6 protein-coding genes are annotated in these 3,863 nt (G+C 66.9%); 1 reads left to right on the forward strand and 5 read right to left on the reverse strand.

What is annotated here, in order from left to right; genetic code table 11:
* Positions 1-510, forward strand: a 510-nt coding sequence (locus VML93_RS09265) for an IclR family transcriptional regulator (protein ID WP_325609896.1), incomplete at its 5' end; no start/stop codon positions are given.
* Here the strand turns inward: VML93_RS09265 and VML93_RS09270 are convergent.
* From VML93_RS09270 to VML93_RS09290, 5 genes are all read right to left on the reverse strand, one after another.
* A complete protein-coding gene (locus VML93_RS09270; protein ID WP_325609905.1) occupies positions 498-1,334 on the reverse strand; it encodes a polysaccharide deacetylase family protein in 837 nt (278 codons plus the stop codon). The genes VML93_RS09265 and VML93_RS09270 overlap by 13 nt on opposite strands.
* Positions 1,335-1,469: 135 nt before the next feature.
* Entirely contained in the window at positions 1,470-2,186 is a 717-nt protein-coding gene (locus VML93_RS09275) for a class II aldolase/adducin family protein (protein ID WP_325609898.1), read from the reverse strand.
* The gene (hcaB, locus tag VML93_RS09280) at positions 2,183-2,995 is read right to left on the reverse strand and encodes a 3-(cis-5,6-dihydroxycyclohexa-1,3-dien-1-yl)propanoate dehydrogenase (RefSeq protein WP_325609900.1); all 813 of its coding nucleotides are present in this window, start codon (positions 2,993-2,995) and stop codon (positions 2,183-2,185) included. Before hcaB ends, VML93_RS09275 begins: the two co-directional genes overlap by 4 nt.
* Positions 2,992-3,258, reverse strand: a complete 267-nt coding sequence (locus VML93_RS09285; protein WP_325609901.1) for a dihydrodiol dehydrogenase — start codon at positions 3,256-3,258, stop codon at positions 2,992-2,994. The genes hcaB and VML93_RS09285 overlap by 4 nt, the downstream gene beginning before the upstream one ends.
* A complete protein-coding gene (locus VML93_RS09290) occupies positions 3,255-3,779 on the reverse strand; it encodes a 3-phenylpropionate/cinnamic acid dioxygenase subunit beta (RefSeq protein WP_325609903.1) in 525 nt (174 codons plus the stop codon). The genes VML93_RS09285 and VML93_RS09290 overlap by 4 nt, the downstream gene beginning before the upstream one ends.
* Positions 3,780-3,863 lie beyond the last annotated feature (84 nt).

A 3,863-nucleotide genomic window follows, 5' to 3' on the forward strand; every position in this document is an offset into this window, starting at 1 on the left:
GTTCCGGCGATCGCCACGCCGGTCATGCGCACACTCAGCGAACGGCTGCGCGAAACGATTCACGTCGGGATGCTCGACGGCGCCAATGTCCGCTTTGTCGCCGCGGTCGAGGGCCCGGCTGCGGTCCGGGTCGCTTCCCGGTTGGGACGCACCATGCCGGCGCATTGCACCTCGACCGGTAAGGTGATGCTGGCGCAGTTGTCGGAACCCGAGCTGCGGCAACTACTTCCGCACGAGAAGCTGCAGCGCGTCACCCCACGCTCGATCGGCAGCCGCACCGAATTGGAGGCCGAGCTGTCCCGCATCCGCGAATCCGGTTACGCCGTCAATCGCGAGGAGAGCGAGGAGGGAGTCGCCTCGGTCGCGGTCGCGATACCGACGCGGGCTCCGGGCCTGCGCTTGGCACTCAATGCCGCCGCCCCGCAGAACCGGCTGGAGCCCTCGCAGTACGCCGCCGTGGCCCGCGCACTTATCAAGGCGGCCAAGGAGATTGGCGATCAGCTCGGGTGAGGCACCCGGTAGGGGATCTCCGGTCGCAGGAAAACGTCGTTGAGCGTGACGGTGCGCAGCCTGCGGGACCGGATGATGTCGACCAGCTGGCCGTAAACGTGAGTGATCGGTGCGTGGTTGAGGTGGCCGATGACGATGTTCTGCGGGGTGAAGAATTGTTGTGCGTGCTTGACGATTTGGTCTTCGGAAAGCACTGCGGAATCCCGCAGGTCGCCACTCCACAACGTGGGAACCTGATAGCCCAGATCGGCCGCCACCGCGTCGACCGCGGCATTGTGGCGGCCGTATGGCGGCCGGAAGTACGGCGCGGCGTCCACACCATAGGTATTCCGCAGGAACACGTCAGTACTTTTCAGCTCATCGGCGACTTGGCTCGGCGACAGCTTCGTCAAGTCCGGATGCGTCCAGGTGTGGTTGGCCAGCTGAATCTGCCCGGATTCGACGAGCGGCCGGAGCAAAGCGGCATTCTCCGTCCAGGACCGATAGACGCCGGTGACGAAATAGGTGAGCCGCACCCCGGTGTCCTTGGCGAATTGGGTGTAAAGCCGCACCACATCGGTGTCGACTCCGTCATCGACCGTCCATGCCAAGAGATCGCCGTTGCCGGGAAGCTCTTTGAGTGCCGCGCCGCCGGGCAGCGTGACACGCGACCCCCGGCCCGGCGGCGGCAACACCCTCGGCGGCGGTGGAGCGACCGGGTTGGGTGCGGCTCCGAGAACATCGGCGCGGGCCACCGTCTCCTTGGGTCCGTTTGCCGAGGACCACGAGAGCCCCGTGACCGCCACTGTTGCCGCCACCGCGACCAGGAACCGTCGCCGGTCCAGTTCGGTCACGTGTCACTCCTCAGTCTGCGGCGGCAATTAGGCAACCCAGGCAGGCTAAGCGGACTGCGGCTGCAATTCCTCGCGTTCCCGTCGAGTGTCGCCGGCAGATATGAACTTGTGACCTTTTGCGTCTGCTCAGCCCAGTCGGGCGACCTCGTGGCGCCAGGCCGCGTCGGCGGTGAAGGCGGGTCCCAAGTCCGGTAGGTCGTCCCAGTCGGCGTCGTCGATATCCCGCAGGGTGCCGCCGGACGACAGCACTCGCAACGACATTCGCGCCAGCGCGTCCAGGCTGATCGCCTGCAGCACCGCCTGCTGCACGGTGGCCGCGGCGCTGGTGATCCCGTGCCCGCGACAGATCACCACCGGCCCGCCACGCATGGCCGCCACCATTTCCTTGCCCAGCCGCGAGTTTCGGATCAGCACCGCGCGTTCGTAGACCGGCACCCCCGTGCGGGCCAGGTAGGCGCCCGGAATGTCGAACGCCCCGTAGATCGGCCGGATCGTGATGCCGGCCAGATCCGCGGCGACGACGGCGGGCGGGTGCAGATGCGCGACGGCGCGGTGCCGCGAATCGGCCAGCATGGTTTCGACGTGGATGGGCAGCTCGTTGGGAACGCGGTAGCCGTCGAGTTCGCCGTCGGCGCCCGCACTGCCGTCGAATCGGATCAGCCGGATGTCGGTGGGCCGGGTGAAGGCCACCCCGGTGTCGGTGTCGCTGCGGCAGCGGATCAGCAGGTGGTCGTCGTCGACCCGCAGACTCAAATGACCGAGGATGCCGTCGACCAGCCCGCGCGCCGCCGCCACCCGGCAGCCCTGCGCCACCAAAGTTCTTTGCTGGTCCAGGTTCGTCATGTCGATTTGGCTGGGCCGATGCGGAATCCGCCGTCCGGGTGGATGGTTTCGCCGGTTATCCCGCGGGACCGGTCGGAGGCCAGGAACACGAAACTCCACGCATGGTCCTCGCCGGAGAGCGCGACATTCAGCGGGGTACGAGCGGCCATGTCGCGCCCCCGATTCGGCGTGTCGTCCAGGCGGACATCGTCCAGGCCCAGGCTGGCAAGACCGCGCAGGTCGGTGTTCAGCGTGCCGCCGGGCGCCACCCCGTTGACCCTGATTGCCGGTGCCAGCTCGTGCGCCAGCGAGGCCACCAGCCCGCGCACGGCGAACTTCGACGACACGTACAGCACGCCACCGCGTCCCGGATGGAACGACGACGTGGACTCGGTCAGCACGATCGAGGCGCCCGTCGAGGAGTCCCCAGCGGCCCGCAGCCACGGCACCGCGGCCTTGACCGATTGCAGGTGACTCAGCACGTTGGTCCGGAACATTTCGTCGAACGCGTCGGAAAGGTCGTCGGCGTTGATGTCGGTGACGCCCTGGTAGAAGTCGAATACCCCGACGCAGTTGACCAGGGTGTCCAGGCCGCCGTAGGCATCCACCGCGACGTTGATCGCGTGCTCGTTGGCCTGCCGGGTGATGGCGTCGCCCTCGACCACCGGTACCCCAGGGAGCTGCTCGCGTAGCAGGTCGCACTTGTGCCGATCCAGTTCCAGCACAGTGATTCTCGCGTCTTCGGCGAGAAACGCGTCGACGACGGCCCGGCCGATTCCGGATCCGCCGCCCACGATCAGCGCCCGCTTCCCGTGCAGCCAGTCGGTCATGGCTGGGCGTCTTCGGGGTCGGGGAGTAGCGGGCCATACGAATTGGCGACCATGGCCGTCAGCGTACGGGTGTTCTGCCGGGTCAGCGCTTCCACCTCGAGCGCGTCCAGGCTGATCCACTGCCCGGTGCGCGGGGAGGTGATCAGCAGCCGCGATCCGTTGCGGGTGTCCACCCGGCGCACCTGCACCTCGGCGAATTCGTTTGCGACGGTGAGGGGCTCGCCTACGGCCCCGTCCAGCAACCGCACCAGCTCGGGATTCACAGGAACACCGCCAGATTCTGCATGCGCAACACCGCCTCGTCGGCAATGATCCTGCGGCGCGCCAGTTTCCAGGTTTGGGAATCGTTACACCAGCGCAGCAGGTCCTCGCGGCCGCAGGACACCAGGGCGCTCTCATTGACGTCGCCGCGACTGCGGAACAGTAGTTCGGCCGATTCGACCAAAAGGTGCTCCGGGTCCTCACCCTCGAAGGTCCGCACGTTGGTGATGAAGTGGCGCAGCCGCGACGGGGGGTCCTCGGTCCAGGCGTGTTCGGTTTCCATCCGCGCCACCCGCTGGCTCAGCGAGTACTTGTCCTCGTCGAAATGCGCCATCCCCGGTGACGTGCCGAAGCCGGTGCCACGCGCGGTCGTGACGCGCACCGGCATGACGTAGTGAATGTCCTCGGTCAGCGTGTCCAGCCAGGGCCGGTACTGCTGGGCATCGAGCAGATAGGCCTCGTCCACCAGGAACTGATGCGCCTGCAGATGCCGAATGTCGTTGAACGGTAAAGGCTTTCTCATGCCGAGACCGCCGAATCCAGGTGGTCGGCCCACAGTTTGAGCAACTCGCGCTGGTTGTACTCGTTGTAGCCGACCTGAGCGCGA

Origin of the sequence: Mycobacterium sp., from assembly GCF_035499775.1 — a bacterium.
GTDB lineage: Bacteria > Actinomycetota > Actinomycetes > Mycobacteriales > Mycobacteriaceae > Mycobacterium.

Bases quoted from the DNA above. Each gene is read 5' to 3' on its own strand.
- VML93_RS09275 (WP_325609898.1), bottom strand. From the start codon at position 2,186: ATGACGAACCTGGACCAGCAAAGAACTTTGGTGGCGCAGGGCTGCCGG.
- hcaB (WP_325609900.1), bottom strand. From the start codon at position 2,995: ATGACCGACTGGCTGCACGGGAAGCGGGCGCTGATCGTGGGCGGCGGA.
- VML93_RS09290 (WP_325609903.1), bottom strand. From the start codon at position 3,779: ATGAGAAAGCCTTTACCGTTCAACGACATTCGGCATCTGCAGGCGCAT.